This window comes from Streptomyces sp. NPDC088116 (genome assembly GCF_044741745.1).
Lineage (GTDB): Bacteria > Actinomycetota > Actinomycetes > Streptomycetales > Streptomycetaceae > Streptomyces.
The window spans coordinates 127,893-154,552 of record NZ_JBIUTF010000001.1 but is presented as its reverse complement, the minus strand read 5'-3'; the positions used below and the strand labels follow the sequence as shown (position 1 = coordinate 154,552).

Annotated in this window: 20 protein-coding genes and 1 pseudogene; 17 read left to right on the top strand and 4 right to left on the bottom strand. The window is 70.4% G+C overall.

What is annotated here, in order from left to right; translation table 11 throughout:
• The first annotated feature begins 45 nt into the window (after positions 1 to 45).
• The 8 genes from recG to mutM all read left to right on the top strand — a co-directional run bounded on the left by recG (position 46) and on the right by mutM (position 7,779).
• Positions 46 to 2,265, top strand: coding sequence for an ATP-dependent DNA helicase RecG (gene recG, locus ACIOJD_RS00665; RefSeq protein WP_401908829.1), 2,220 nt, complete (start codon positions 46 to 48; stop codon positions 2,263 to 2,265).
• A gap of 107 nt (positions 2,266 to 2,372) precedes the next feature.
• Positions 2,373 to 2,957 carry a 16S rRNA (guanine(966)-N(2))-methyltransferase RsmD gene (gene rsmD, locus ACIOJD_RS00660; protein WP_401907489.1) on the top strand — a complete coding sequence of 195 codons (585 nt, stop codon included), beginning with the start codon at positions 2,373 to 2,375 and terminating at the stop codon, positions 2,955 to 2,957.
• A gap of 26 nt (positions 2,958 to 2,983) precedes the next feature.
• Positions 2,984 to 3,463 carry a pantetheine-phosphate adenylyltransferase gene (gene coaD / locus ACIOJD_RS00655; protein WP_401908827.1) on the top strand — a complete coding sequence of 160 codons (480 nt, stop codon included), beginning with the start codon at positions 2,984 to 2,986 and terminating at the stop codon, positions 3,461 to 3,463.
• A 98-nt stretch (positions 3,464 to 3,561) separates the two neighbouring features.
• Positions 3,562 to 4,788 (top strand): ATP synthase F0 subunit B, encoded by a 1,227-nt coding sequence (locus ACIOJD_RS00650; RefSeq protein WP_401907488.1) that lies wholly within the window; start codon positions 3,562 to 3,564, stop codon positions 4,786 to 4,788.
• Positions 4,789 to 4,966: 178 nt separating this feature from the next.
• Positions 4,967 to 5,605 (top strand): YceD family protein, encoded by a 639-nt coding sequence (locus ACIOJD_RS00645; protein ID WP_401908824.1) that lies wholly within the window; start codon positions 4,967 to 4,969, stop codon positions 5,603 to 5,605.
• 2 nt (positions 5,606 to 5,607) lie between these two features.
• Positions 5,608 to 5,781 carry a 50S ribosomal protein L32 gene (gene rpmF / locus ACIOJD_RS00640; protein ID WP_003965982.1) on the top strand — a complete coding sequence of 58 codons (174 nt, stop codon included), beginning with the start codon at positions 5,608 to 5,610 and terminating at the stop codon, positions 5,779 to 5,781.
• Positions 5,782 to 5,800: 19 nt separating this feature from the next.
• Complete coding sequence (rnc, locus tag ACIOJD_RS00635) at positions 5,801 to 6,664, top strand: ribonuclease III (protein ID WP_401907486.1); 864 nt, start codon at positions 5,801 to 5,803, stop codon at positions 6,662 to 6,664.
• Between the two features lie 146 nt (positions 6,665 to 6,810).
• Positions 6,811 to 7,779, top strand: coding sequence for a bifunctional DNA-formamidopyrimidine glycosylase/DNA-(apurinic or apyrimidinic site) lyase (mutM, locus tag ACIOJD_RS00630; protein WP_401907484.1), 969 nt, complete (start codon positions 6,811 to 6,813; stop codon positions 7,777 to 7,779).
• Here mutM and ACIOJD_RS00625 read toward each other — a convergent pair.
• Together ACIOJD_RS00625 and ACIOJD_RS00620 are read right to left on the bottom strand one after the other, a co-directional pair.
• Positions 7,758 to 8,177: pseudogene (locus ACIOJD_RS00625) on the bottom strand (winged helix-turn-helix transcriptional regulator); the annotation flags it as partial. The gene mutM and the pseudogene ACIOJD_RS00625 overlap by 22 nt on opposite strands.
• 64 nt (positions 8,178 to 8,241) lie before the next feature.
• Complete coding sequence (locus ACIOJD_RS00620) at positions 8,242 to 9,168, bottom strand: CAP domain-containing protein (protein WP_401907482.1); 927 nt, start codon at positions 9,166 to 9,168, stop codon at positions 8,242 to 8,244.
• A gap of 134 nt (positions 9,169 to 9,302) precedes the next feature.
• On the opposite strand from ACIOJD_RS00620, the gene ACIOJD_RS00615 reads away from it, so the two are divergent.
• The 4 genes from ACIOJD_RS00615 (at position 9,303) to ACIOJD_RS00600 (ending at position 15,952) form a co-directional block, all read left to right on the top strand.
• Entirely contained in the window at positions 9,303 to 9,584 is a 282-nt protein-coding gene (locus ACIOJD_RS00615) for an acylphosphatase (RefSeq protein WP_401888704.1), read from the top strand.
• A gap of 392 nt (positions 9,585 to 9,976) precedes the next feature.
• Positions 9,977 to 10,195 (top strand): hypothetical protein, encoded by a 219-nt coding sequence (locus tag ACIOJD_RS00610; protein WP_401888707.1) that lies wholly within the window; start codon positions 9,977 to 9,979, stop codon positions 10,193 to 10,195.
• 213 nt (positions 10,196 to 10,408) lie between these two features.
• Positions 10,409 to 14,302 carry an AAA family ATPase gene (locus ACIOJD_RS00605; protein ID WP_401907480.1) on the top strand — a complete coding sequence of 1,298 codons (3,894 nt, stop codon included), beginning with the start codon at positions 10,409 to 10,411 and terminating at the stop codon, positions 14,300 to 14,302.
• Positions 14,303 to 14,536: 234 nt separating this feature from the next.
• A complete protein-coding gene (locus tag ACIOJD_RS00600; protein ID WP_401907478.1) occupies positions 14,537 to 15,952 on the top strand; it encodes a sugar porter family MFS transporter in 1,416 nt (471 codons plus the stop codon).
• Between the two features lie 113 nt (positions 15,953 to 16,065).
• On the opposite strand, the gene ACIOJD_RS00595 is transcribed toward ACIOJD_RS00600, so the two are convergent.
• Positions 16,066 to 17,556 (bottom strand): cytosine permease, encoded by a 1,491-nt coding sequence (locus tag ACIOJD_RS00595; protein ID WP_401907477.1) that lies wholly within the window; start codon positions 17,554 to 17,556, stop codon positions 16,066 to 16,068.
• Positions 17,557 to 17,727: 171 nt separating this feature from the next.
• Here ACIOJD_RS00595 and ftsY point away from each other — a divergent pair, with 171 nt between their 5' ends.
• Complete coding sequence (gene ftsY, locus ACIOJD_RS00590; protein WP_401907476.1) at positions 17,728 to 18,942, top strand: signal recognition particle-docking protein FtsY; 1,215 nt, start codon at positions 17,728 to 17,730, stop codon at positions 18,940 to 18,942.
• A 328-nt stretch (positions 18,943 to 19,270) separates the two neighbouring features.
• Here the strand turns inward: ftsY and ACIOJD_RS00585 are convergent, their stop codons facing one another.
• Positions 19,271 to 19,918, bottom strand: a complete 648-nt coding sequence (locus tag ACIOJD_RS00585; RefSeq protein ID WP_401907474.1) for a bifunctional DNA primase/polymerase — start codon at positions 19,916 to 19,918, stop codon at positions 19,271 to 19,273.
• 424 nt (positions 19,919 to 20,342) lie between these two features.
• Between ACIOJD_RS00585 and ACIOJD_RS00580 the strand changes: the two genes are divergently transcribed.
• The 4 genes from ACIOJD_RS00580 to ACIOJD_RS00565 all read left to right on the top strand — a co-directional run bounded on the left by ACIOJD_RS00580 (position 20,343) and on the right by ACIOJD_RS00565 (position 26,551).
• Positions 20,343 to 21,821 (top strand): hypothetical protein, encoded by a 1,479-nt coding sequence (locus ACIOJD_RS00580; protein ID WP_401907473.1) that lies wholly within the window; start codon positions 20,343 to 20,345, stop codon positions 21,819 to 21,821.
• A gap of 336 nt (positions 21,822 to 22,157) precedes the next feature.
• A complete protein-coding gene (locus ACIOJD_RS00575; protein WP_401907472.1) occupies positions 22,158 to 23,444 on the top strand; it encodes an ammonium transporter in 1,287 nt (428 codons plus the stop codon).
• On the top strand, positions 23,441 to 23,779 hold the full coding sequence (locus ACIOJD_RS00570; RefSeq protein ID WP_401907471.1) for a P-II family nitrogen regulator: 339 nt from the start codon (positions 23,441 to 23,443) through the stop codon (positions 23,777 to 23,779). Before ACIOJD_RS00575 ends, ACIOJD_RS00570 begins: the two co-directional genes overlap by 4 nt.
• Before the next feature lie 237 nt (positions 23,780 to 24,016).
• The gene (locus tag ACIOJD_RS00565) at positions 24,017 to 26,551 is read left to right on the top strand and encodes a [protein-PII] uridylyltransferase (protein ID WP_401907470.1); all 2,535 of its coding nucleotides are present in this window, start codon (positions 24,017 to 24,019) and stop codon (positions 26,549 to 26,551) included.
• Positions 26,552 to 26,660 lie beyond the last annotated feature (109 nt).

Here is a 26,660-nt window from a genome sequence, read left to right as displayed (position 1 = left end):
CGGAGATCTCAGGGTGCGCGACGACTGTCGGTGCCGTGGTGTGCAATAGATCGCGTGTCCGCGCTGGATGAACCTCTCAAGAAGACGCTCGGCCCCGCCACCGCGAAGGTGATGGCCGAACACCTCGACCTGCACACGGTCGGCGATCTGCTGCACCACTACCCACGGCGGTACGAGGAGCGCGGTCAGTTGACCACGCTCTCCGATCTGCCGCTGGACGAGGACGTCACCGTGGTCGCCCAGGTCGCCGACTCCCGGGTGCACACCTTCAACCACGGCCGGGGCCAGCGTCTGGAGATCACCCTCACCGACGGCACGGGACGGCTCCAACTGGTCTTCTTCGGCCGGGGTATCCACAAGCCGCACAAGGAGCTGCCGCCGGGCAGCCGGGGGATGTTCGCGGGCAAGGTGTCCGTCTTCAACCGCAAGCTCCAGCTCGCGCACCCCACATATGTGCCGCTGGGCCGGTCCACCGGGGAGGCGGCGGAGGACGACGACGCGACGGACGCCGTCGACGGGTTCGCGGGGAAGCTGATCCCGATCTACCCGGCGTGCAAAGGACTGGAGTCCTGGAAGATCACCAAAGCGCTCGACGCGGTCCTGCCCCGGGCCGTCGAAGCCGTCGATCCGCTGCCTCAAGCGCTGCGCGAGGGACGCGGATTCGCGTCGCTGCCGGAGGCGCTGCTCAAGGTCCACCGGCCCGAGACCAAGGCCGACATCGAGGACGCCAGGCAGCGGCTGAAGTGGGACGAGGCGTTCGTGCTCCAGGTCGCGCTCGCCCGGCGGCGGTACGCGGACGCCCAACTCCCCGCCGTGGCGCGCCGGCCCGTGGCGGGCGGTGTGCTCGACGCGTTCGACGCCAAGCTGCCGTTCACCCTCACCGACGGCCAGCTCAAGGTCACCGCCGAGATCTTCGCGGACCTCGCCACCGAACACCCCATGCACCGGCTGCTCCAGGGCGAGGTCGGCTCGGGCAAGACCCTGGTCGCGCTGCGGGCGATGCTCAACGTCGTCGACGCGGGCGGGCAGGCGGCCATGCTGGCGCCCACCGAGGTCCTCGCCCAGCAGCACCACCGTTCCATCACGGAGATGATGGGCGAGCTGGCCCAGGGCGGGATGCTCGGCGGCGCCGAAGGCGCCACGAAGGTCGTGCTGCTCACCGGCTCCATGGGCGCGGCGGCCCGGCGCCAGGCGCTGCTCGACCTGGTCACCGGCGAGGCCGGGATCGTGATCGGTACGCACGCCCTGATCGAGGACAAGGTGCGGTTCCACGACCTCGGTCTGGTCGTCGTGGACGAGCAGCACCGCTTCGGGGTGGAGCAGCGCGACGCGCTCCGCTCCAAGGGCAAACAGCCCCCGCATCTGCTGGTCATGACGGCCACGCCCATTCCCCGTACGGTCGCGATGACCGTCTTCGGCGATCTGGAGACCTCCGTCCTGGACCAGCTCCCCGCCGGGCGCTCGCCCATCGCCAGCCATGTGGTCCCGGCCCAGGACAAGCCGCACTTCCTCGCGCGTGCCTGGGAGCGGGTGCGCGAGGAGGTCGGCAAGGGGCACCAGGCGTACGTCGTCTGCCCGCGCATCGGTGACGACGAGGACGAGAAGGCCAGGAAGAAGGCGAAGGCGGCCCCGGAGGACGACGCGGAGAAGCGGCCGCCGCTCGCGGTCCTGGAGGTCGCCGAGCAGCTCACCAAGGGGCCGCTGGCCGGTCTGCGGATCGAGGTCCTGCACGGGCGGGTGCAGCCCGACGACAAGGACGCCACGATGCGCCGCTTCGCGGCCGGCGAGGTGGACGTCCTCGTCGCGACCACGGTCATCGAGGTCGGGGTGAACGTCCCGAACGCCACAGCGATGGTGATCATGGACGCGGACCGGTTCGGCGTCTCCCAGCTGCACCAGCTGCGCGGCCGGGTGGGCCGCGGCTCGGCCCCCGGTCTCTGTCTGCTGGTGACCGACATGCCGGAGGCGAGCCCCGCCAGGGCCCGGCTCGGCGCGGTCGCCGCCACGCTCGACGGCTTCGAGCTGTCCCGTATCGACCTCGAACAGCGCCGTGAGGGCGATGTCCTCGGCCAGGCGCAGTCCGGAGTGCGCTCCTCACTGCGGATGCTGGCGGTCATCGAGGACGAGGAGGTCATCGCCGCCGCCCGCGAGGAGGCCGTCACGGTGGTCGCCGGGGACCCGGAGCTGGCGGGCTACCCGGAGCTCCTGACGGCGCTGGACGCGCTCCTGGACACGGAACGGGAGCAGTACCTCGACAAGGGGTGAGGGGCGAGAGGCGGGACGGGGGCTCGCGCACCGGCCGGGTCCCGGGGCGTACGCCATATCGTGGGGGAGTACGCGTCGCCCCACCCACGAACCGAGGACCGACACCCATGACCCGCGTGATCGCCGGTGCGGCCGGCGGACGCCGCCTCGCCGTCCCGCCCGGCAACGGCACCCGCCCCACGTCCGACCGCGCGCGCGAGGGCCTCTTCTCCAGCTGGGAATCGCTTCTCGGCACCCTCGAAGGCATCCGGATCGCCGACCTGTACGCGGGCTCCGGCGCCGTCGGCCTGGAGGCCCTCTCGCGCGGCGCAGCGCACGCCCTGCTCGTCGAGGCCGACGCCCGCGCCGCCCGTACCGTCCGCGAGAACGTGACGGCGCTCGGCCTGCCCGGCGCCGAGGTCCGCACCGGCAAGGCCGAACAGGTCGTCCAGGGGCCGCCCCCGGCCGCCCCGTACGACCTGATTTTCCTCGATCCGCCGTACGCCGTCACCGACGACGATCTTCGGGAGATCCTGCTCACACTCCGGGCCAAAGGCTGGATCGGCGGCGCTGCGCTCGCCACGGTGGAACGCAGCACGAGGGGCGGAGAATTCGGCTGGCCCGCGGGGTTCGACGCACTTCGGTCCCGTCGCTACGGCGAGGGAACGCTTTGGTACGGTCGCGCCGCCTCTATGTGTGAAGACGCACGATGACCGGACCGGAGAGCGAGGGAATTCAGTTGCGCCGCGCCGTCTGTCCGGGGTCCTTCGACCCCATCACCAATGGACATCTCGACATCATTGCCCGCGCCTCCAAGCTGTACGACGTCGTACATGTGGCAGTCATGATCAACCAGTCGAAAACGGGACTGTTCACGGTCGACGAGCGGATGGCCCTGATCCGAGAGGTCACCGCCGAATTCGGCAACGTCGAGGTCGAGGCGTTCCACGGCCTGCTCGTCGACTTCTGCAAGCAGCGCGACATCCCGGCCATCGTCAAGGGCCTGCGCGCCGTCAGCGACTTCGACTACGAACTCCAGATGGCCCAGATGAACAACGGGCTCTCGGGAGTCGAGACCCTGTTCGTCCCCACCAACCCCACCTACAGCTTCCTCTCCTCCTCCCTGGTCAAGGAGGTCGCGACCTGGGGCGGAGACGTCTCCCACCTGCTGCCCCCGGCCGTCCACGCGGCACTGACGGAGCGGCTCGGCGAGCGATGAGGAACTGACGGTCCGTCAGTCGGTGTCGGAGGGGCTCCTCCTGGCCGTACAGTCGTTGCGTCCGTCTCCAAACCAGCTGAGAGAGTGGCGAGCACCCGGTGGACGTGCAGAAGAAGCTCGACGAGATCGTCGACACGGTGGGGAACGCCCGCTCCATGCCCATGTCGGCGTCGTGCGTGGTGAACCGCGCCGAGCTGCTCGCGATGCTCGAAGAGGTACGGGACGCGCTCCCTGGCTCGCTGGCGCAGGCCCAGGAGCTGATCGGCGGCCGTGAGCAGCTCGCCGAGCAGGCCCGCCAGGAGGCCGCCCGCATCATCGAGGCGGCACACGCCCAGCGCTCCACGCTCCTCGCCGACACCGAGGTCGCCCGCCAGTCCCAGGAGGAGGCCGACCGTATCCTCGCCGAGGCCCGCAGGGAGGCCGAGGAGGTCCGCGCGGAGGCGGACGACTACGTCGACTCGAAGCTCGCCAACTTCGAGGTCGTCCTCACCAAGACCATCGGCTCCGTCGACCGCGGCCGCGAGAAGCTGCTCGGCCGCTCTCCCGGCGGCGACGGGGCGGGATACGGCAGCTCCGAGGACGACGACGCCCCCGAGTACAGCGCCGACCCCGGCACCCTGATCCAGCGGGCCGACGAATACGTGGACGCCAAGATCGGCGCCTTCGAGGCCGTGCTGTCCAAGACGCTCGAAGCGGTCGGACGCGGCCGGCAGAAGCTCCACGGCCGTACCGACTCGGACGACCTCGGGGCGCACATGGCGGCCCAGGACGCGGCGGGCCCGCAGGGGCGCACCAGCGACGCGGACTATCTGGCCGGCCTCGCGGACACCCCCCGAGGCCTCGCCCAGCCCCAGGTCCCGGCACAGCAGCAGCCCCCCGTCCCGGCAGCGCCCCCGCTGCCCCCGGCCATGCCCGGCCGGCAGCCGTACGCCGATCCCGCCTACGCGCAGAACGACCCCGGCTACGCGCAGACCGGCACCGGCTTTGAGGAGGTCGCCGCCGGTTATCCGGGAGCCGCGGCGGGCGCCGGCTACCAGGACCCCGCATACACCGAGCCCGGCTACGCGGGCTATCAGCAACAGGACTCCTCGTACGGCTACCAGCAGGACCCGTACACGTACCAGCAGCAGGGCTACGACCAGGGGCAGGCGCAGGGCCAGGGCGCGTACGACCCGAACTACGGCTGGCAGCAGCCCGAGGCCCAGCCCCAGCAGCAGGCACTGCCGCCGGGCTCCGGGCAGCAGGGCGCGCTCGACGAGACCAGCCTCTTCGACACCAGCATGATCGACCTCGACCAGCTGCGCAGGTACGAGCAGGGACGCTGAGGGCCTCCCGAAGCCTCCGGGGGCCCTGTACGGCTGTCGACCGGCAACCGGATTGGGCCTACGGCGGCTGGTCCAGTACCCTGGCTCTTCGGCCGCGTGTATGTCCGCGGCTCCGGCTGCCCGCTTCGCTTCCGCGACGGTGGCGGCCCACCCCCACGATCCGAAAGCGGGAAAAACCCTGAACGCGCGCCTCGACCATCGCAACCCCCTCGTGTTCGACACACACGAGCTGGGGCGGCGTCCTGGTGCGCTCCAGAAGCTGACCCGCTCGGTGCCCGCGCCCAAGGACCTCGGTATCGCGGGCGTCATCGGAGCGCCCGAGGGGGCGCCCGTGGAGCTGAACCTCCGACTCGAATCGGTCATGGAAGGGGTGCTCGTCACGGGCACCGCCCGTGCGTCGGCCGAGGGGGAGTGCGTAAGGTGTCTGGAGCCGCTGCGCCAAGAGGTGGCAGCGGACTTCCAGGAGATGTTCTCGTACCACGACGCCGATGACCGGGGCCGCACCCGTGCGGAGCCCGACGACGACGCCGAGGACGACGAGGACAGGCTCTTCATCGAGGACGGACTGTTCGACCTCGAACCAGTGCTGCGTGATGCGGTGGTGCTCGCACTGCCGATGCAGCCGGTGTGCCGGGAGACCTGTGCCGGCCTGTGTTCCGAATGCGGGATCAGGCTGGACGAGAACCCGGACCACCACCATGACGCCGTCGACATCCGTTGGGCGGCGCTGCAGGGACTCGCCGAGACCGTCAAGGACGGCGAGAAGGACAACATGGGCGGCGCCGAAGCGGGCGTCGACGAGAAGCAGGAGAAGTAGCCGTGGCTGTTCCGAAGCGGAAGATGTCGCGCAGCAACACGCGCCACCGCCGGTCGCAGTGGAAGGCTGCGGTCCCCACCCTGGTTTCGTGCGAGCGTTGCCAGGAGCCGAAGCTGCAGCACATCGCGTGCCCGAGCTGCGGCACCTATAACAAGCGCCAGGTCCTCGAGGTCTGAGCGGCTGGTGAGAGGCTCGATGTCTGAACTGTCCCCTGCCAAGAAGCAGACAGACAATGTCAGTACAGCCTCGTCCCACACGCTTCTGGAAGGGCGGCTCGGGTATCAGCTCGAGACCGCCCTTCTGGTGCGTGCACTGACCCACCGTTCGTTCGCGTACGAGAACGGCGGTCTGCCCACCAACGAGCGGCTCGAATTCCTCGGGGATTCGGTGCTCGGCCTGGTGGTCACGGACACGCTGTACCGCACCCACCCCGATCTGCCTGAAGGCCAACTGGCCAAATTGCGGGCCGCGGTGGTCAACTCACGTGCGCTGGCGGAAGTGGGCCGCGGCCTCGAACTCGGCTCCTTCATCCGGCTCGGCCGGGGCGAAGAGGGCACGGGTGGCCGGGACAAGGCGTCCATTCTCGCCGACACCCTCGAAGCGGTGATCGGCGCCGTCTATATCGACCAGGGCCTCGAAGTGGCGTCCGAGCTGGTGCACCGGCTCTTCGACCCGCTCATCGAGAAGTCCTCGAATCTCGGGGCCGGCCTGGACTGGAAGACCAGTCTCCAGGAGCTGACCGCGGCGGAGAGTCTCGGAGTACCCGAGTATCTCGTCTCGGAGACAGGCCCGGACCACGAGAAGACCTTCACTGCTGCCGCCCGCGTCGGTGGTGTCTCGTACGGCACCGGCACCGGCCGCAGCAAGAAGGAAGCGGAGCAGCAGGCCGCGGAGTCCGCCTGGCGGTCCATCCAGGCCGCCGCGGACGAACGGGCAGCGGCGGGGAAGACCGCCGCCGACGCCGACGTTGAACAAGACGTCGACGCCGACGCCGAAGGGGCCGCCGACACCCCTTCGACCCCGCCGGAGCAGGCACCCGCGGACCCGGCCAACGCCTGACGGTCCGTGCTCTCCTTCCTGGTGCGCCCCTCGGGTCGTCGTACGACGACCCGAGGGGCGTTCACCGTTCCGGCGCCCGCGCCGGCCCGCCCCTGCCCCGGGTTCTGTGCGGTCGGACAGAACCTCGTCCCTTCCGAGGAGTCCCTGTGCCCGAGCTGCCCGAGGTCGAAGTAGTCCGGCGTGGACTCGAACGCTGGGTCAGCGGCCGTACGGTCGCCGGGACCGAGGTACTGCATCCGCGCGCGGTACGGCGGCACACCGCCGGCGGCGCCGACTTCGCGGCCCGCCTTCAGGGGCACACCATCGGTACGGCCCGCCGGCGCGGCAAATACCTCTGGCTCACTCTCGCCGACACGGACGCCTCGGTCCTCGGCCACCTCGGGATGAGCGGCCAGCTCCTCGTCCAGCCCGAGACCGCTCCCGACGAGAAGCATCTGCGGATCAGGATCCGCTTCGCCGACGACCTGGGCACCGAGCTGCGCTTCGTCGACCAGCGCACCTTCGGCGGGCTCTCCGTCCACGACAACTCCCCCGACGGACTGCCGGACGTCATCGCGCACATCGCCCGCGACCCGCTCGACCCGGACTTCGACGACGACGCCTTCCACACCGCGCTGCGGCTGCGCCGTACGACGGTCAAGCGCGCACTGCTCGACCAGTCCCTCATCAGCGGCGTCGGCAACATCTACGCGGACGAGGCGCTCTGGCGCGGCAAACTTCACTACGAGCGCCCCACCGCGGCGCTCACCCGGCCGCGCTCCGTCGAACTGCTCGGCCACGTACGGGACGTGATGAACGAGGCGCTCGCCGTCGGCGGCACCAGTTTCGACAGCCTGTACGTCAATGTGAACGGCGAATCGGGGTACTTCGACCGGTCGCTGGACGCGTACGGACGCGAGGACGAGCCGTGCCGCCGGTGTGGCACGCCCATGCGGCGGCGGCCCTGGATGAATCGCTCCAGCTACTTCTGTCCGCGCTGTCAGCGGCCGCCGCGTGTCGTGACGTCGTCGCGCGCCGTCTCCTCGCCCGGTGCCGCCTCTTCGGCCCGTGCAGCCTCTTCGGCCGGTGCCGTTCCGTCGCCGGGCGCGGTTCCGCCGGTCCGCGACGAGTCGTAACGCTCCCGAGCCCGCAGCACCTCGGGCATCCGTCCCTCCACCAGCTGGATGAGACCGAACAGCCGTCCCGAGACATCCCGTCCCAGCGCGGTCAGTTCGTAGTCGACGCGCGGCGGATTGACCGGATGCGCGTGGCGGTGCACCAGACCGTCCCGTTCCAGCGCGTGCAGGGTCTGGGAGAGCATCTTCTCGCTCACGCCGTCGACGCGTCGCCGCAGTTCGTTGAAGCGGCAGCCGCTCTCGTACAGGGCGCCGAGCGTCAGGCTGCCCCAGCGGCCCGTCACATGCTCCAGCGTGGAACGCGAGGGGCACCGCCGGGAGAAGACGTCGAAGGCGAGACCGTCATCGGGAGAGGTGCCGTCGCGAGAGGTGCCGTCGGCAGGAGGAAGACCGTCCACATCGACACCTTACAACCGGAAAGCGCCACCCGATGGATGGCGCTTTCGAGAAGTTAGCAGCGGCTCAGAAGCCGAAGTCCTGCGTCCACCACGGGCCGCCGGAACCGGTGTGGACACCGACGCCGAGCCGCGTGTAGTCGCAGTTCAGGATGTTCGCGCGGTGGCCCTCACTGTTCATCCAGGAGTCCATCACCGCCTGCGCGGTGGCCTGGCCGCGGGCGATGTTCTCGCCGCCGAGACCCTTGACGCCCGCCTTGTCGGCCCGGTCCCAGGGGGTGTTGCCGTCCGGGTCGGTGTGGCTGAAGAAGCCGCGCGCTGCCATGTCGTCGCTGAAGTCCCGCGCCAGCTTGCCCAGGGAGGCGTCGGCGCGCAGGGGGCTGCAGCCCACCTTGTCCCGCTCCTGATTGACCAGCGAGAGCACCTCGGCCTCCATCGGGCTGGTGCTGTCGTCGGCGGTGGGCGCCGCGGTCGAGGGCGTCGACTCCGTCTTCGTGGGCACCGGGGTCTTGGTGGGCGTGGAGGGCGCCGAACTCTTGTCGGTCTCCCGCGTCTTCGCCGGGGCGGCGGCGGACTTCGACTTCGTCGGCTCCTTCGATTCCTTCGAAGGAGTGGCGGACGGCTTCGTCGGCGTGGCCGACGCCGACTTCGTCGGCCCCTTCGCCCTCTCGGAGCCGCGGCTGGGGCTCTCGGAGGTCTCGCGTGACGAGTCGGCGGAGGCGCCGCCCTGTGTGTGGAGCTCGGGCGCGGAGTCGGCGCGGACGGGCCCGCCGTTGCCGCTGTCGCCGAGCGTGTACTGGCCGCCACCGGGCAGCAGCCCCGAGGCGACGGCCACGGCTCCCACGGCCATGGCCGCGGACGCGCCGAGCAGTCCCGTACGTACAGGCTTGGCTATTCGTCTCTTACGGCGCACGCCTTCGGGGTGCGCGCCTGCCGTACCGTCCGCGGAATGATCAGCGGGTGGTACGGCGGCGGAGCGTCGGTGGCGTCCCATCTGCTGTGCCTTCCTCATGCGCTCGACGGCAAGGTGACTCACCCGTTCGGGTGAACCTCAATGCGATCGGACTGTACGGCATGAGGTGTGGGGGCGCCCGGGACAGCGGGCAATTGGCCGGTTAGTTTGCGGGCATGAACGACGACGCACGACTTACCGCCTGGGTGCGCGGCCGAGTACAGGGAGTGGGCTTCCGCTGGTTCACCAGGGCGAACGCTCTGGAGATCGGCGGCCTCACCGGATTCGCCCTCAATCTGGACGACGGCAGGGTTCAGGTGGTCGCCGAGGGGCCACGTGAGAATTGCCACCGCCTGCTGGAGTGGCTGCGGTCCTCCGACACACCCGGGCGCGTAGACGGAGTCACTGAGATCTGGGACACCCCGCGCGGCGGCTACGAGAGCTTCGCGATCCGGTGACACGTGCCCCCTGTGCGGGGCCCGCGGGACAGGAGGAGTGCCCGTGGCACATGCGCAGGTCAGCGATGACCTGGTGGTTGCCAAGAACGGCCAGTCGTGCCAGGCTGCCGGACTAACGATGATCTCCACGCCCCCAGGGCCCCGAGAGAGAGCCGGCGCCGCGCCTTCGCGGCCCTGTGCCCCCGGGCTGCCCGTCGGCCCCGGCTGTGATCGTGTTGACCGTCAAACTTTTTGGTGAGACTCTGGAATCCCCGCGCACCTTAGCTGTTTGGCAGTAAGAACCGCAGTAGGAACAGCAGTGATGAACAAGCGCTGCCAGGCACCGCGGGTGCGATTTCCCTCACGACCCAACCGCATTCGGTCGGTCACTCATTTGTGGAGGACCATCCATCATGGCAAAGGCGCTTCTCGGTTATGTCGGCGGCTCCGACCCGCGACTCCTCGCCGAGATGCGACGGCTTCAGCAGCGCGTCCAGGATCTTGAATCCGAGCTTGTACGGATCCAGTCCGAGAACGACTCGCTGAACGCTGCCGTCGCACAGCACCCCGGAGATTCGTTGCTCGACGGCATCGACATTGATGTACCCCAGGCGGAGCCCGCGCTCACCTGACGACAACCCCGTTCGGGGTCAGGTGAGAGACACTCTCGCAAGATATGCAAGGGACGCTTCGGCGTCCCTTCTTTCTTTCCGTCTTCCGTTGTATGAACTTCCGCTGTACGAAGCATTGTTGGCGCCGACGGGCTTTCTTAACGTCTGATGTGCCCTGCGCGTTCAGTGGTGAAACCGACGGTGGACGATCGTGGCCCGGTAGAGTCCGACGGCGTGCACCTCAAGGCCATGACCCTGCGCGGTTTCAAATCCTTCGCCTCCGCCACGACGCTGCGCTTCGAGCCCGGTATCACCTGCGTCGTGGGCCCGAACGGTTCCGGTAAGTCCAATGTGGTGGACGCGCTCACCTGGGTCATGGGAGAGCAGGGCGCCAAATCACTGCGCGGCGGCAAGATGGAAGACGTGATCTTCGCCGGGACGACCGGGCGGCCGGCGCTCGGCCGCGCGGAAGTCTCCCTCACCATCGACAACTCCGACGGTGCGTTGCCGATCGACTACGCGGAAGTCACCATTACGCGGATCATGTTCCGCAACGGCGGCAGCGAATACCAGCTCAACGGCGATACCTGCCGTCTTCTCGATATTCAGGAGCTGCTCTCCGACTCCGGTATCGGCCGTGAGATGCATGTGATCGTCGGACAGGGCCAGCTCGACTCCGTACTGCACGCCGATCCGATGGGTCGCCGGGCGTTCATCGAGGAGGCCGCCGGAGTCCTGAAGCACCGCAAGCGGAAAGAGAAGGCGCTGCGGAAACTGGACGCGATGCGCGCGAACCTCGCCCGCGTCCAGGACCTCACCGACGAACTGCGCCGCCAGCTCAAGCCGCTCGGACGGCAGGCCGCGGTCGCCCGCAGGGCCGCCGTCATCCAGGCCGACCTGCGGGACGCGCGGCTGCGGCTGCTCGCCGACGACCTGGTGCGGCTGCGCGAGGCACTCCGTACGGAGATCGCCGACGAAGCCGAACTCAAGCAGCGCAAGGAGGCCGCGGAGAACCGGCTCAAGGCGGCGCTGGCACGGGAGGCGGAGCTGGAGGACGAGGTACGCCGGCTGGCGCCCCGGCTCCAGCGGGCCCAGCAGACCTGGTACGAGCTGTCGCAGCTGGCCGAGCGGGTACGCGGCACGGTCTCGCTGGCAGACGCGCGGGTGAAGAGTGCCACCGAGGCCCCCACGGAGGAGCGCAGGGGCCGCGACCCCGAGGACATGGAGCGGGAGGCCGCCCGCATCCGCGAGCAGGAGGCGGAGCTGGAGGCCGCGCTGGAGGCGGCCGAGCACGCCCGCGAGGACACCGTCGCGCACCGCGCCGAACTGGAGCGCGAACTGGCCGCCGAGGAACGCCGTCTCAAGGACGCCGCCCGCGCGATCGCCGACCGCCGCGAGGGGCTCGCCCGGCTGCACGGCCAGGTCAACGCGGCCCGGAGCCGGGCCGCTTCCGCCCAGGCGGAGATCGGCCGCCTCGCCGCCGCCCGCGACGAGGCCGGGGAGCGCGCGGCCGCCGCGCGGGAGGAGTACGAACAGCTCAAGGCCGAGGTGGACGGCCTGGACGCCGAGGACCACGAACTGGCCGAGCGGTACGAGACGGCCCGGCGCGGACTCTCGGACGCGGAGGCGTCCCTGTCGGCGGCCAGGGACGCCGCCACCACGGCGGAACGCGAACGCGCGGCCCTCGCCGCCCGTCACGAGACGCTCGCGCTCGGCCTGCGCCGCAAGGACGGCACGGGCGCCCTGCTCGAAGCCCGCGACCGCCTCTCGGGCCTCCTCGGCCCGGCCGCCGAACTGCTCACCGTCACCCCCGGTCACGAGATCCCCGTGGCGGCGGCGCTGGGCGCGGCCGCCGACGCGATCGCGGTCGACGGGCCGACGGCGGCGGCGGAGGCGATCCGCCTCCTGCGCCGACAGGACGCGGGCCGGGCGGCGCTGCTCCTGGGGGCGGGCGCGGATGCCGGGCCGGTCGGGACGCCGGACGGCCGGGAGGGCGTCGTGCCCGGCCAAGGCACCGACGGGGTACGGGGCGTGGGGGCGACGGGTTCCGGGGACGGCTCGGCGTCCGGCCGGGGCGAGTCAGGTACGGCCGGTGTCCTCGCCGACCGGGCAGGCGACGAGTCGCGGGGCGCGCCCGGCCCGTGCCCCACCGGGGGCGTCCCGGGCCAGGGCACCGACGGGCCGCACGGCGGCCGTGCGGTGGCGGGCCGGGACGCGGGATCAGCGCCGTATCCCATCGGTCCTGTCGGCGCCTCCGGCGTGCTGTCCGCGCAGATCGCCACGGGCGGCGACGGCGCGGCGGTCGGTACCGCCGTCGACACGCACAACCCGCCGTACGCCGGCGATCTCGTGCGCGGGCCCGCCGCGCTGCTGACGGCCGTACGGCACCTGGTGCGGGACATCGTCGTGGTCGGCACGCTGGAGGACGCCGAGGCCCTGGTCGCCGCACGGCCCTCGCTCACCGCCGTGACCGCCGAGGGCGATGTGCTCGGGGCGTACTTCGCGCAGGGAGGGTCCGCCGGGGCACCGAGTCTGCTGGAGGTTCAGGCATCTGTCGACGAGGCCGCCGCCGAACTGGCGGAGCTGGCCGTACGGTGCGAGGAACTGGACGAGGGGCAGCGTCGCGCCACCGAGCGGCGGGCCGAGTGCGCCGCGCTCGTAGAGGAGTCGGGGGAGCGGCGCCGGGCCGCCGACCGGGAGAAGTCCGCCGTCTCCGGGCAGTTGGGGCGGCTCTCCGGCCAGGCACGTGGAGCCGAGGGCGAGGCCGAGCGGACGAGCACGGCCGCCGCGCGGGCCCAGGAGGCGCTGGAGCGCGCCACCGCCGAGGCGGAGGAGCTCGCGGAGCGGCTGCTGGTCGCGCAGGAGGCGCCGGTGGAGGAGGAGCCGGACACCTCCGTACGGGACCGGCTCGCCGCCGACGGCGCCAACGCCCGGCAGACCGAGATGGAGGCGCGGCTCCAGGTCCGTACCCACGAGGAGCGGGTGAAGGGGCTCGCGGGCCGGGCCGACTCACTCGACCGAGCGGCGCGCGCCGAGCGCGAAGCGCGGGCGCGCGCGGAGCAGCGGCGGGCGCGCCTGCGCCACGAGGCCCAGGTCGCCGGCGCCGTCGCGGCCGGTGCCCGGCAACTGCTGGCGCATGTGGAGGTATCGGTCGTACGGGCCGAGGCCGAGCGCGTCTCGGCCGAGGCGGCCAAGGGGGAACGGGAGCGGGAACTGGTCGCCGAGCGGAACCAGGGCCGTGACATCAAGGGGGAACTGGACAAGCTCACCGACTCCGTCCACCGGGGCGAGGTGCTCGGCGCGGAGAAGCGGCTGCGGATCGAGCAGTTGGAGGCCAAGGCCCTGGAGGAACTGGGCGTGGAGCCGGCCGGGCTGATCGCCGACTACGGCCCCGACCAGCTCGTACCACCGTCCCCGCCCGCCGACGGGGAGCAGTTGCCGGACGACCCGGAGCACCCGAGCCACCGTCCGGTGCCCTACGTACGGGCGGAGCAGGAGAAGCGGCTCAGGGCGGCCGAACGGGCGTATCAGCAGCTCGGGAAGGTGAATCCGCTCGCCCTCGAGGAGTTCGCGGCGCTGGAGGAACGGCACAAATTCCTCTCCGAACAGCTCGAGGACCTGAAGAAGACCCGGGCCGATCTGCTCGTGGTGGTGAAGGAGGTCGACGAGCGGGTCGAGCAGGTCTTCACCGAGGCGTTCCGGGACACGGCCGAGCAGTTCGAGGGGGTCTTCTCACGCCTCTTCCCGGGCGGTGAGGGGCGGCTGATCCTCACCGACCCCGAGCACATGCTGACCACCGGAGTGGATGTCGAGGCCAGGCCCCCGGGCAAGAAGGTCAAGCGGCTGTCGCTGCTCTCGGGCGGCGAACGCTCCCTGACCGCCGTGGCGCTGCTGGTGTCGATCTTCAAGGCCAGGCCGAGCCCGTTCTATGTGATGGACGAGGTCGAGGCGGCGCTGGACGACACCAATCTCCAGCGGCTGATCCGCATCATGCAGGAACTCCAGGAGAGCTCCCAGCTCATCGTGATCACGCATCAGAAACGGACGATGGAGGTCGCGGACGCGCTGTACGGGGTCTCCATGCAGGGCGACGGCGTGTCCAAGGTCATCAGTCAGCGGCTGCGCTAATACCCCATTCATGCGGGCCTTTAACTTCAGGACTTGAAGCAATTGCGGATCAAGGGGTGGACAAAAGTGGCATGAAGGGTGGACCAACCCCCGGGGTTTCCTTAGAAACTTGGAGGCATACTCTCGGTCGCGTTGCTTTTGCCTTCAAGTGGTGCCTGACGGCAAGTTATGCCCCACTTGAAGGGCTCGCCCACCCACGCCCGGCAACGCAGCCGGGCGGCCCCAGGAGTACACGTGACCACCACAGATCAGGTGCCACCGCCCGGAGGTCGAGCGGCCCACCCCGAGCACCTCGGCCATGTCATCTTCATCACGGCCTCCGCCGCGATGGGCGGCTTCCTCTTCGGCTACGACAGTTCGGTGATCAACGGCGCCGTCGAAGGTATCCGAGGCAAGTACGACATCGGTTCCGCGGCCCTCGCCCAAGTCATCGCCATCGCGCTGATCGGCTGTGCGATCGGGGCCGCCACGGCCGGCCGGATCGCCGACCGGATCGGCCGGATCCGCTGCATGCAGATCGCCGCGGCCCTCTTCACCATCAGCGCGATCGGCTCCGCGCTGCCCTTCGACATCTACGACCTCGCGGTCTGGCGCATCATCGGTGGCTTCGCGATCGGCATGGCGTCCGTGATCGGCCCCGCCTACATCGCCGAGGTCTCACCGGCCGCCTACCGCGGTCGGCTCGGCTCCTTCCAGCAGGCCGCGATCGTCGTCGGTATCGCCGTCTCCCAGCTGGTGAACTTCGGCATCCTCCAACTCGCCGACGGGGATCAGCGCGGCAAGCTCCTGGGCCTGGAGGCCTGGCAGTGGATGCTCGGTGTGATGGTCGTCCCGGCGGTGCTGTACGGGCTGCTGTCCTTCGCGATCCCCGAGTCGCCGCGATTCCTGATCTCGGTCGGCCGCAAGGACCGGGCCAAGGAGGTGCTCTCCGAGGTCGAGAGCAAGGGCGTCGACCTGGACGCCCGGGTCGCCGAGATCGAGCACGCGATGCACCGCGAGCACAAGTCGAGCTTCAAGGACCTGCTGGGCCGCTTCTCCTTCCTGCCCATCGTGTGGGTGGGCATCGGGCTCTCGGTCTTCCAGCAACTGGTCGGCATCAACGTCGCCTTCTACTACTCGGCGACGCTCTGGCAGTCGGTCGGCATCGACCCGTCCAGCTCGTTCTTCTATTCGTTCACGACGTCGATCGTCAACATCATCGGTACCGTGATCGCGATGGTCCTGGTGGACCGGGTCGGCCGTAAGCCGCTCGCGCTCGTCGGCTCCGCCGGAATGGCGATCGCGCTCGCCTTCGAGGCCTGGGCGTTCTCCGCGGACCTCGTCGACGGCAAGCTGCCGACCACACAGGGCACGGTCGCCCTGATCGCGGCCCATGTGTTCGTGCTCTTCTTCGCGCTGTCCTGGGGCGTCGTCGTCTGGGTCTTCCTCGGCGAGATGTTCCCGAACCGGATCCGCGCCGCCGCGCTCGGTGTCGCCGCCTCGGCGCAGTGGATCGCCAACTGGGCCATCACCGCGAGCTTCCCGAGCCTGGCCGACTGGAACCTCTCGGCGACGTACATCATCTACACCTGCTTCGCCGTGCTCTCCATCCCCTTCGTGCTGCTGTTCGTGAAGGAGACGAAGGGCAAGACACTGGAGGAGATGGGCTAGGGCCTGTCCGGCGGCGGCGCTTTCACGCGGGCCCTTCGTACGGGCGCCTTCACGCGGGCCTGCGTATGGGCGCCATCATGCGGGGCTTCATGCGGGCGCCTTCATGCGGGGCTTCATGCGGGCCTGCGTATGGGCAGGGCCTCGGGCTCTTCCTCGCCGTCCTCCTGACCCCCGGCTCCGGTCCCGGTCCTCGTACCGGCGGCCGGGGCCGGAGTCCGTTCGCGCGGCAGCACCGCGTACAGCGTCGCCGCCACGACGGTCGTGACCACCCAGCCCAGACCGTTCTCCCCGATCCAGGTCCCGGCGAGGGGGCCGGCGAACCAGTCCACCTCCGTGAACAGCAGCCCCACCACCAGCGCCGTGCCCCAGGCCACCATCGCCGACGGCGCGAAGCCGCCCCGGTACCAGTAGGCGCTGGTGCGCGTGGTGTCCATCAGTGCCGCGCCGTCATACGTACGCCGCCGCAGCATGTCCACCCCGAAGACGCCGATCCATGCCGAGAACGCCACCGCGAGCAGCGTCAGGAAGGAGATGAACGAGCCGAGGAAACTGGTGGCCACCACCATCAGCAGAAAGCCGAAGACCAGGCTGATCACGGCGTTCACGCTGACGGCCCAGGCACGCGGCAGCCTGATGCCCAGGGTCTGCGCGGTGAAGCCCGCCGAATACATCGACATCGAGTTGATCAGGACCATGCCGACCAGGGCGATCAGCAGGTACGGCACCGAGATCCAGGTGGGCAGCAGCTTGCCGATGAACGACACCGGGTCCTGCGCGTCGGCCAGATCCGGCGTACCGACCGCCATCACCGCGCCCATCAGCACCATCGGAAGCACCACGATCCCCGCGCCGCCGATCGTGGAAGCGACCATGGCCCGGCCGGAGGCGTTACGCGGCAGGTAGCGGGTGAAGTCGGGGCCCGAGGGCACCCAGCTGATGCCACCCGCCGCGATGGTGCCGATGCCCGCGATCATCATCGCCGTCGATCCGGCCGGCTTGCCGAAGACGGCCGACCAGTCCGTGTTGGCGACGAGATACACCAGCACCAGCACGCTGAAGGCGCCGAAGAGATAGGCCGACCAAGTGCTGCACACCCGCAGCGCGTTGATACCCAGCCCCGAGACCAGGAACGTGCCCGCCACGAAGAGGACCAGCGTCAGCACGATCAGCGGAGTACCGCTCCTGACCCCGAAGAGCAGGTCCAGAACCGTCAGTACGGCATACGCGCCCGTCACCGCGTTGATGGTCTCCCAGCCCCAGCGGGCGATCCAGATCAGCGTTCCCGGGAACAGGTTCCCGCGCTGGCCGAACACCGCCCGGGAGAGGGCCATACCGGGCGAGCCGCCGCGCTTGCCGGCGAGCGAGATCAGCCCGACGATGCCGTACGAGACGACAGGCGCGGCGACGGCCACCACCAGCACCTGCCAGAAGTTCAGGCCGTTGAAGACGATCAGGCCGGCGCCCATCGTGAGCAGCAGCACACTGATGTTGGCGGCGACCCAGGTGGGGAAGAGTTCCCGGACACGGCCGGTGCGTTCACCGTCCGGGACGGGTTCAAGACCACGGGTCTCGATCGCGCCTTCGGATGCGGAGGCGTGGGGCATGGAGAGGCTCCGTACAGAGGTGGCGGGGCTCCAGAGGGAGCGGACTCCGGGCGAACCCAGAACCCCCAGCATCGTATGTTCGGTACAAAAGGTCCAAATCGAGACCTGGATGCTTGTGCGATCCTCTGACGCGAGGGCCGGTCTCGGCCGTGGCTGATACTGGGGAGCGTTATGGAAATTGTCATCCTTGTTGTAGTTATCGCCCTGGTCGCGGTCGGCGCGATCAGCGGGCTCGTGGTCGGCAGCCGCAAGAAGAAGCGGCTGCCGCCGTCGGCACCGTCGAGTACGCCGACCGTCACGGCCCCGCCCGCCGAGCCGCATGTCGGAGACGAGGCTCAGACGCCGCGCGACGAAGCGCGCCGCACGATCGAGGAGGTCGGCCTCCCGGACGCCACCGGGACGCCGGTCGCCGTCGAGGATCCGGTCGTGGCCGAGCCGCCCGCGCCGGCCATCGAGATCCCCGAACCCTCGGCCGGCCGACTGGTCCGGCTGCGCGCCCGGCTCGCCCGCTCGCAGAACTCCCTCGGCAAGGGGCTGCTCACACTGCTCTCCCGCGAGCACCTCGACGAGGACACGTGGGAGGAGATCGAGGACACCCTCCTCACCGCGGACGTCGGAGTCGCGCCGACCCAGGAACTGGTCGAGCGGCTGCGCGAGCGGGTACGGGTGCTCGGCACGCGCACGCCCGAGGAACTGCGCGCGCTGCTGCGCGAGGAACTGTTGAAGCTCCTCGACACGGACTTCGACCGCGCCGTCAAGACCGAGAGCGGTGTGGACACCCCGGCCGTGGTGATGGTCGTCGGCGTCAACGGCACCGGCAAGACCACGACGACCGGCAAACTGGCGCGCGTACTCGTCGCCGACGGCCGCTCCGTCGTGCTCGGCGCGGCGGACACGTTCCGCGCGGCCGCCGCGGACCAGCTCCAGACCTGGGGCGAACGGGTCGGCGCACGTACGGTACGCGGCCCCGAGGGCGGCGACCCGGCGTCGATCGCCTTCGACGCGGTCAAGGAAGGCATCGCGGAGGGCGCGGACGTCGTCCTCATCGACACGGCGGGCCGACTGCACACCAAGACCGGCCTGATGGACGAACTGGGCAAGGTCAAGCGGGTCATTGAGAAGCACGGGCCGCTGGACGAGGTGCTGCTGGTCCTGGATGCCACGACCGGGCAGAACGGGCTGGTGCAGGCGAGGGTGTTCGCGGAGGTCGTGGACATCACGGGCATCGTGCTGACGAAGCTGGACGGTACGGCGAAGGGCGGGATCGTGATCGCGGTCCAACGCGAGCTGGGGGTGCCGGTGAAGCTGGTCGGGCTGGGCGAAGGGGCGGACGATCTGGCGCCGTTCGAGGCGGAGGCGTTCGTGGACGCGCTGATCGGGGAGTAGTTGCGGTCTCGCCGTCCGGCGGGGGGTGCGGTGCGGTGTGTGGGGGATGCGGGGGCCGGGGCCTCCGGAGGAGCGTGTCCGGACTGCATGATCTACGCCGCGTGCGGGTGTGTGTTTCGGGCGCGGGTTCGTGAGCGGCACACATCACGCTTTACGTCCGGACACGTCACCTCCTGCGACCCCGGCCCCCTCCCGCCGGTCGCCCCGCCTGCGGGCCGGTGGGCGGTCGGCCCCCGGCGCGTGTGGGGTGGTCTGTGGCACCCGGCAACAACCCGGACATGAACCACCGGCCCGAGCCGACGACGCACCCCGGACCCGCCGGGAGGCGCTACGTTCGGTGGCTGATGTATGCCAGCGTGCCGAGCAGCAGTCGGGCCTGTGGTGGCGCCGCCGCCGTGTCCAGAGATGGTGGTCGTAGCCAGCGGACCGGGCCCAGGCCCCGTAACTCCGAGGGCGGGGCTGTCACGTATGTGCCAGGACCCAGGGCGTGCAGGTCCAGGTCGGCGTCGTCCCAGCCCATCCGGTAGAGCAGACCGGGTAAGTCGGCCGCGCCGCCCGGTGCTACGAAGAAGTGCGCGCGGCCCGTCGGGGTCGCCGTCACCGGGCCGACCGGGAGGCCCATCCGTTCGAGCCGGACCAGTGCCCGGCTGCCCGCCTGTTCCGCGACGTCGATGATGTCGAAGCCGCGGCCCACCGGCAGGAGTACCGTCGCGTCCGGTACGTCCGACCAAGCCTTGGCGACATCGTCGAGTGTGGCGCCGGCCGGGATCTCCGGGCTGAATTCCAGAGGGTGGTCGCCCGGTGAGGCGCACCCCGTGTCGCCGCAGGAGCACCGGCCGTTCCCGGCTCGCGCGCCGGGAGCGACGTCCCAGCCCCAGAGTCCCGTGTACTCCGCCACCGCGGTGCACTCCGATGTGCGGCCGCGGCGGCGTGAGCCGGACCGCAGCTCGCGGATGCCGCCGATCGTGAAGCCCATGCCCCCTCCAACGGGTCGAACTCGCCGGTGGTTACGAGTCGCAGTGTGCCGGTGACGCTCCGTTGTTGCCGGGGCGGTCCCGGCAGCGTGTAGAAGCATTCGGAGTGGTGCGAGCCGAAACATGCGCTCCGGCGCACAACACTTCCCTCACCTCGTGTTGTCGCGTGTCAAGTGAATCGTGCCTGGCCGCAAGGGAGTTCATTCGAAGGGGTGGCGAATGGTGGCGATTGTGCAATCACCCTCGCTGGAGGGGTGATCGTAGGATTACTTTGAGTGCGTGAATCCCGGGGTAGGACACTCCCGTGGGTATGCCAAGGGCAACTCGGTTTCCTGTTCGAAGGATGCGACCTTCGGACGGGCGGCCGCCCGGCACGGCATTCTGGTAGCGGTTCGCGACAGGGCATCGGCGAATGGGGGCGTTCCAGTGGGTGGCAGTGGCGCAGGCGGTACGGATACCGGCAAGCGCCCGAACGGGCAACTCGGTTCGTGGTTTTTACGCAGTGGCTGGTCGAAGGGCGAATTGGCGCGTCAGGTCAACCGCAGGGCGCGTCAGATGGGCGCGCATCACATCAGTACGGACACCTCGCGCGTGCGCCGCTGGCTCGACGGGGAGAATCCACGCGAACCGATCCCACGCATTCTCTCGGAGCTGTTCTCCGAGCGCTTCGGCTCCGTTGTCGCCATCGAGGATCTCGGACTGCGCACCGCCCATCAGTCACCCTCGGTGTCCGGTGTCGACCTGCCCTGGGCCGGGCCTCAGACCGTCGCCCTGATCAGTGAGTTCTCCCGCAGTGACCTGATGCTGGGGCGCCGTGGCTTCCTCGGCTCCTCGCTGGCGCTGGCCGCCGGGCCCGCCCTCGTCGAACCCATGCAGCGCTGGCTGGTGCCCGCCCCGTCGGGCGACCAGGGCCGGCCCGACGTGGAGGCGGTCTCCGCGCACCGGCCCTCCCGGCTCTCCAATCCGGAGCTGGAGCTGCTGGAGTCGACCACCGCGATGTTCCGGCAGTGGGACGCGCAGTGCGGCGGGGGACTGCGCCGCAAGGCGGTCGTCGGGCAACTGCACGAGGTGACCGACCTGCTCCAGGAGCCGCAGCCCGAGGCCACCGCCCGGCGGCTCTTCCGGTGCGCCGCCGAGCTGGCCGAGCTGGCCGGCTGGATGAGCTACGACGTCGGTCTCCAGCCCAATGCCCAGAAGTACTTCGTCCTCGCCCTGCACGCCGCCAAGGAGGCCGGGGACAAGCCGCTCGGCTCGTACGTCCTGTCCTCCATGAGCCGTCAGATGATTCACCTGGGACGGCCCGACGACGCGCTGGAGCTGATCCATCTCGCGCAGTACGGGAGCCGGGACTGCGCCACCCCCCGGACCCAGGCCATGCTGTATGCGATGGAGGCTCGCGCGTACGCCAACATGGGGCAGCCGAGCAAGTGCAAGCGGGCCGTCCGGATGGCCGAGGACACCTTCACCGACGCCGGGCTCGACGGCGAGCCGGAGCCCGACTGGATCCGCTTCTTCTCCGAGGCCGAGCTCAACGGGGAGAACGCCCACTCGTACCGCGACCTCGCCTATGTCGCGGGTCGCAGCCCCACCTACGCCTCCCTCGCCGAGCCGGTCATGCGGCGGGCCGTCGAGCTGTTCGGGGCGGACGAGGAGCATCAGCGGTCGTATGCGCTGAACCTGATCGGCATGGCCACGGTCCACCTCCTCAAGAGGGAGCCCGAGCAGTCCACGGAGCTGGCTCAGAAGGCCCTGAAGGTGGCGCGGCGGGTGCGTTCGGAACGGGTGAACACCCGGCTCCGCAAGACCGTCGACACCGCTGCCAGGGACTTCGCCGACGTATCCGATATCGCCGACCTCACCGATCTGCTCACCGCTCAGCTGCCCGAGTCCGCGGAGGCCGTCTGAGCCCGCGGCGGCCTTCCGGACGCCGGCCGTCCGGCCCCTGCCCCGCCGAAGCTCCGGCCGTGGCCCTCACCCCGTACAGCCCGACACGGCTCCCCCGCCGCCAGGACAGCAGGGTGACGGCCGCGGCCGGTTTCCGATGCCCGCAGAGGGTATCGGGGCCCGATGCCGCGATCCGGCGGTTCATCGGCCCGTAACACAGGAGACGTCTTCGTCACTGGCGTGAAACATCGAGCTGCACTGGCCGAAACCGCGTTGCGTCAATGTCCTCAGCACAGTCGGCCCACATTTAGCTTGAGCATCCGCACGGGCCGTTCCGACCACGAGGAGACGCTGGCCTTGAATGGCGCAGATACCGCATTCGTACTGATCAGTGCCGCGCTCGTCATGCTGATGACGCCCGGCCTGGCATTCTTCTACGGCGGCATGGTGCGGGTGAAGAGTGCCCTCAACATGCTCATGATGTCCTTGATCTCGCTCGGCATCGTCAGCGTGCTGTGGGTCCTCTACGGGTACTCGCTGACCTTCGGCGACGACATCGGCGGCGGTCTGCTGGGCAACTTCGACCACATCGGCTTCCAGGGCATCTCCGTCGACACCCTGACCGGAGGCAAGGAAGGCATCCCGGTCTTCGCCTTCGCCCTCTTCCAGCTGATGTTCGCCGTCCTCACCCCCGCGCTGATGAGCGGTGCGCTCGCCGACCGGGTGAAGTTCAGCGCGTGGGCGCTGTTCATCACCCTCTGGGTCAGCGTGGTGTACTTCCCGGTCGCCCACTGGGTCTGGCAGTCCGACGGCTGGCTCTTCAAGCTCGGCGTGATCGACTTCGCCGGTGGTACGGCCGTGCACATCAACGCCGGTGTCGGAGCGCTCGCCGCGGTCCTCGTCGTCGGCAAGCGGATCGGATTCAAGAAGGACCCGATGCGGCCGCACAGCCTGCCGCTCGTCGTCCTCGGCATGGCCCTCCTGTGGTTCGGCTGGTTCGGCTTCAACGCCGGCTCCGCGCTCGCCGCCGACGGCACCGCCGCGATCATGGCCTTCAACACGCAGATCGCCACCGGCGCCGCGATGCTCGGCTGGCTGATCTACGAGCGGATCCGGCACGGCGCGTTCACCACGCTGGGCGCCGCCTCCGGCGCGATCGCCGGACTCGTCGCGATCACCCCGTCCGGTGCCGCCGTCAACCCCTTCGGCGCCCTGCTCATCGGCGTCGTCGCCGGTGCCCTCTGCTCCTGGGCCGTCAGCCTCAAGTACAAGCTCGGCTACGACGACTCGCTCGACGTGGTCGGCGTCCACCTCGTCGGCGGTGTCATCGGCACCCTGCTCGTCGGTGTCCTCGCGGTCGACGGCGTCGGCGGTGCCACGCAGCTCGGCAAGCAGGCCGTCGGTGCCTTCTCGGTGATGGCGTACTCCTTCGTCGTCTCCTGGATCCTCGCCAAGATCGTCGATGCCACCATCGGCTTCCGGGCCTCCGAGGACGACGAGACCAGCGGCGTCGACATGGCCTACCACGCCGAATCCGCCTACGACTACAGCGCGGTCGGAGGCTCGCCGTCGGGACGTAGTAGCGTCGCCGGCTCGAACCAGACTCCCCCCGCCGCCGCGGCGAACAAGAAGGTGGACGCATGAAGCTCATCACCGCAGTCGTGAAGCCCCACCGGCTGGACGAGATCAAGGAGGCCCTCCAGGCCTTCGGCGTCCACGGGCTCACGGTCACGGAGGCCAGCGGATACGGCCGCCAGCGCGGCCACACCGAGGTCTACCGAGGTGCGGAGTACACCGTCGATCTCGTACCGAAGATCCGTATCGAGGTACTGACCGACGACGCGGACGCCGACGAGCTCATCGACGTGGTGGTCAAGGCCGCCCGCACCGGCAAGATCGGTGACGGGAAGGTATGGAGTGTTCCGGTCGACACGGCGGTCCGGGTCCGGACCGGCGAACGCGGCCCGGACGCACTCTGATGCCCCTCCCGGCAATGTTTGCCTCGTCGCGACGCCCGGCACGCGCGCTCGCGGCGTTGGCCACAAGCCCAGGTGGCACCGCTGCCAAGGCTTCCGGCCGCCTTGCGATCACGCTCGGCGTCCGAAGGGTGAATCAGATGGCCGAGACGGAGCGAGCGAAGCGAGTGCAGTGCACCGGACGCCGCTCCTCGACGGGCAAACATTGCCGGTCGCGGCACTAGAGAACGGAACGACTGGGTGACGAGCCTCGAAGAGACAACCGACCAGAAGGACTCGGGACCCAGCGGCTATGCGGCGGCCCGGCTGCGTCTTCTCCAGGAGAAGACGCGGTCAGGGCCGCCGCGCCGTACCGCCCTGGCCAAGCTGACCGACGACTGGCTGAACGCGCTGTTCACCACCGCCGCGCGGGAATCCGGCGTACGCGGCGCGGCGCTCGTCGCCGTCGGCGGCTACGGCCGCGGAGAGCTGTCCCCACGCAGCGACCTCGACCTGCTGCTCCTGCACGACGGCAGCTCCGGCCCGGACGCCATCGCAGCCCTCGCCGACCGCGTCTGGTACCCGGTCTGGGACCTCGGGCTCGCCCTCGACCACTCCGTCCGTACCCCCGCCGAAGCGCGCAAGACCGCCTCCGAGGACCTCAAGGCGCAACTCGGCCTGCTCGACGCGCGGCACATCGCCGGCGACCTGGGCCTGGTCGCGGGCGTCCGCACCGCCATCCTCGCCGACTGGCGCAACACCGCGCCCAAGCGGCTGCCCGCCCTGCACGAACTGTGCCAGGACCGCGCCGAGCGCCAGGGCGAGCTGCAATTCCTGCTCGAACCCGACCTCAAGGAAGCCCGCGGCGGACTGCGCGACGCCACCGCGCTGCGCGCCGTCGCCGCCTCCTGGCTCGCCGACGCGCCCCGCGAAGGGCTCTCCGAGGCCCGCCGCGCCCTCCTCGACGTACGCGACGCCCTGCACCTGACCACCGGCCGGGCCACCGACCGGCTCGCCCTCCAGGAACAGGACCCGGTCGCAGCCGAACTCGGCCTGCTGGACGCCGACGTCCTGCTGCGGCAGGTGTACGAGGCCGCGCGCACCGTCTCGTACGCCTCCGACGTCACCTGGCGCGAGGTGAACCGGGTGCTGCGCTCCCGGTCCGTCCGCCCCCGGCTGAAGGCCATGCTCGGCGGCAAACCCGCCCCGGAACGCTCCCCGCTCGCGGAAGGCGTCGTCGAACAGGACGGCGAGGCCGTCCTCGCCCGCACGGCCCGCGCCGAACGCGACCCCGTCCTGCCCCTGCGGGCCGCGGCCGCCGCGGCCCAGGCCGGACTGCCGATCTCGCTGCACGCCGTCCGGCGCCTCGCGGACGCGGCCAAGCCGCTGCCGGTGCCCTGGCCCGCCGAGGCCCGCGACGAACTCATCACCCTGCTCGGCGCGGGCGAGTCGACCGTCGCCGTCTGGGAAGCCCTCGAAGCCGAAGGCCTGATCACCCAGTTCCTGCCCGACTGGGAGCGGGTCCGCTGCCGGCCCCAGCGCAACGCCGTCCACACCTGGACCGTCGACCGCCACCTCGTGGAGACCGCCGTTCAGGCCTCGTCGCTGACCCGCCGCGTTGGCCGCCCCGACCTGCTGCTGATCAGCGCCCTGCTGCACGACATCGGCAAGGGCTGGCCGGGCGACCACTCCGTGGCCGGCGAGGTCATCGCCCGCGACGTGGCCTCCCGGATCGGCTTCGACCGCGACGACATGGACGTCATCGCCACCCTCGTACGCCACCACCTGCTGCTCATCGACACCGCCACCCGGCGCGACCTGGACGACCCGGCGACCGTCGACTCCGTCGCCACCCGGGTCCGTTCGCTCGGCACCCTGGAGCTGCTGCACGCCCTCACCGAGGCCGACGCCCTCGCCACCGGCCCCGCGGCCTGGTCGTCCTGGCGCGCCTCGCTCGTCGACGACCTCGTCGCCCGGGTCGCCGCCGTCATCGCCGGTGACGACCCCGCCGAGCCCGAGCCCACCGCGCCCAGCGCGGAGCAGGAACGGCTGGCCGTCGAGGCGCTGCGTACCGGCGGCCCGGTCCTGGCGCTGCATGCCCAGACCGAGACACCGCAGGACGGCCGGGAGGACGACGACGTACCGGAACCCGTCGGCGTCGAACTGCTCATCGCCCTGCCCGAACAGCCGGGCGTGCTGCCCGCCGTCGCGGGTGTCCTCGCCCTGCACCGGCTCACCGTACGGGCGGCCGATCTGCGCGCGTTCGAGCTTCCCTCGGAGCTGGACGAGGCCCCCGGGCCGGCGAAGGCCTCCGTACCGAGGAAGAGCCCCGTACCGGGCAAGACCTCCGTACCGGGCAAGGGCTCCGAGGTCCTGTTGCTGAGCTGGCGCGTGGCCGCCGAATACGGCTCACTGCCGCAGGCCGCCCGCCTCCGCGCCGATCTCGTACGGGCCCTGGACGGCTCGCTGGACATCGCGTCCAAGCTCGCCGAACGCGAGGCCGCGTACCCCCGGCGCCGTGGCGTGAAGGCGCCGCCACCACGGGTGACGGCAGCGCCGACGACCGCCTCGCACCACGCGACGGTCATCGAGGTCCGCGCCCAGGACGCACCGGGGCTGCTGCACCGCATCGGACGCGCGCTGGAGGACGCGGTGGTACGGGTACGCAGCGCGCACGTGTCGACGCTGGGCGCGAACGCGGTGGACACCGTCTATGTCACACGCGGCGACGGTTCGCCGCTGCCCGAGGCGGACGCCGTGGCCCTCGCGAAGGCGCTGGAGAGCGCGCTCGGGTAAGGGATCCGGGTGGCCGGGGGACCGGGCGCGGGGCCCTTCCCGTACGGCCCGGCCACCCGCAGGGCAGACCACACCGCACGGGGGCGGATACCCTGGGGGACGGTCTGCC

Coding starts and splice junctions, on each gene's coding strand:
- rsmD (WP_401907489.1), top strand. CDS start 2,373: ATGACCCGCGTGATCGCCGGTGCGGCCGGCGGACGCCGCCTCGCCGTC.
- rnc (WP_401907486.1), top strand. CDS start 5,801: ATGTCTGAACTGTCCCCTGCCAAGAAGCAGACAGACAATGTCAGTACA.
- ACIOJD_RS00620 (WP_401907482.1), bottom strand. CDS start 9,168: ATGGGACGCCACCGACGCTCCGCCGCCGTACCACCCGCTGATCATTCC.
- ACIOJD_RS00615 (WP_401888704.1), top strand. CDS start 9,303: ATGAACGACGACGCACGACTTACCGCCTGGGTGCGCGGCCGAGTACAG.
- ACIOJD_RS00610 (WP_401888707.1), top strand. CDS start 9,977: ATGGCAAAGGCGCTTCTCGGTTATGTCGGCGGCTCCGACCCGCGACTC.
- ACIOJD_RS00595 (WP_401907477.1), bottom strand. CDS start 17,556: ATGCCCCACGCCTCCGCATCCGAAGGCGCGATCGAGACCCGTGGTCTT.
- ftsY (WP_401907476.1), top strand. CDS start 17,728: ATGGAAATTGTCATCCTTGTTGTAGTTATCGCCCTGGTCGCGGTCGGC.
- ACIOJD_RS00585 (WP_401907474.1), bottom strand. CDS start 19,918: ATGGGCTTCACGATCGGCGGCATCCGCGAGCTGCGGTCCGGCTCACGC.
- ACIOJD_RS00570 (WP_401907471.1), top strand. CDS start 23,441: ATGAAGCTCATCACCGCAGTCGTGAAGCCCCACCGGCTGGACGAGATC.